At 53.0% G+C, this 1,488-nt stretch carries 2 rRNA genes; both read right to left on the bottom strand.

What is annotated here, in order from left to right:
• Nucleotides 1-110 (bottom strand): 5S ribosomal RNA (gene rrf, locus FD32_RS03820); the annotation flags it as partial.
• A gap of 80 nt (nt 111-190) precedes the next feature.
• Nucleotides 191-1,488, bottom strand: a 23S ribosomal RNA gene (locus FD32_RS03815); the annotation flags it as partial.

The raw sequence follows: 1,488 nt of genomic DNA, 5'->3' as shown, positions 1-1,488 counted from the left end.
AACGTCCTATCCTCGCAGGGAGCGATCCCCCAACTACTTTCGGCGTGTTGAAGCTTAACTTCTGTGTTCGGCATGGGAACAGGTGTATCCTTCAAGCCATCATCACCACACTTCGTCTCTTTGGAGACGAGAGCTTGCGCTCTCAAAACTAAACAATATCTAACCTCACCAACAAACCTAACCGCTTTCCTTGGTTAAGTCCTCGACCGATTAGTAATGGTCCGCTCCATGCATCACTGCACTTCCACTTCCATCCTATCTACCACATCATCTTTGTGGGGTCTTACTTCCCCGAAGGGAATGGGAAATCTCATCTCGAGGCGAGTTTCACACTTAGATGCTTTCAGCGTTTATCTCGTCCATACATAGCTACCCAGCGGTGCTCCTGGCGGAACAACTGGTACACCAGCGGTATGTCCATCCCGGTCCTCTCGTACTAAGGACAGGTCCTCTCAAATTTCCTACGCCCGCGACGGATAGGGACCGAACTGTCTCACGACGTTCTGAACCCAGCTCGCGTACCGCTTTAATGGGCGAACAGCCCAACCCTTGGGACCGACTACAGCCCCAGGATGCGATGAGCCGACATCGAGGTGCCAAACCTCCCCGTCGATGTGGACTCTTGGGGGAGATAAGCCTGTTATCCCCAGGGTAGCTTTTATCCGTTGAGCGATGGCCCTTCCATGCGGAACCACCGGATCACTAAGCCCGACTTTCGTCCCTGCTCGACCTGTCTGTCTCGCAGTCAAGCTCGCTTGTGCCTTTACACTCTGCGAATGATTTCCAACCATTCTGAGCGAACCTTTGGGCGCCTCCGTTACCTTTTGGGAGGCGACCGCCCCAGTCAAACTGCCCACCTGACACTGTCTCCCAGCACGTTCAGTGCTGCGGGTTAGAGTGGTCATAATGCAAGGGTAGTATCCCACCAACGCCTCCAGCGAAACTAGCGTTCCGCTTTCTATGGCTCCTACCTATCCTGTACAAGCAGTACAAACACTCAATATCAAGCTACAGTAAAGCTCCATGGGGTCTTTCCGTCCTGTCGCGGGTACCCTGCATCTTCACAGGGATTTCAATTTCACCGAGTCTCTCGTTGAGACAGTGCCCAGATCGTTACGCCTTTCGTGCGGGTCGGAACTTACCCGACAAGGAATTTCGCTACCTTAGGACCGTTATAGTTACGGCCGCCGTTTACTGGGGCTTCAATTCTGAGCTTCGCCGAAGCTAACCCATCCTTTTAACCTTCCAGCACCGGGCAGGCGTCAGCCCCTATACTTCATCTTACGATTTTGCAGAAACCTGTGTTTTTGATAAACAGTCGCCTGGGCCTTTTCACTGCGGCTGGCCTTGCGGCCAGCACCCCTTCTTCCGAAGTTACGGGGTCATTTTGCCGAGTTCCTTAACGAGAGTTCTCTCGCTCACCTTAGGATTCTCTCCTCGACTACCTGTGTCGGTTTGCGGTACGGGCAGTTGAATACTCACTAGAAG

The sequence above is a fragment of the Limosilactobacillus panis DSM 6035 genome, from assembly GCF_001435935.1.
Taxonomy (GTDB): Bacteria; Bacillota; Bacilli; order Lactobacillales; family Lactobacillaceae; genus Limosilactobacillus; species Limosilactobacillus panis.
The sequence above is the reverse complement of the archived record's forward strand: the minus strand, read 5'-3'. Positions and strand labels throughout refer to the sequence as shown.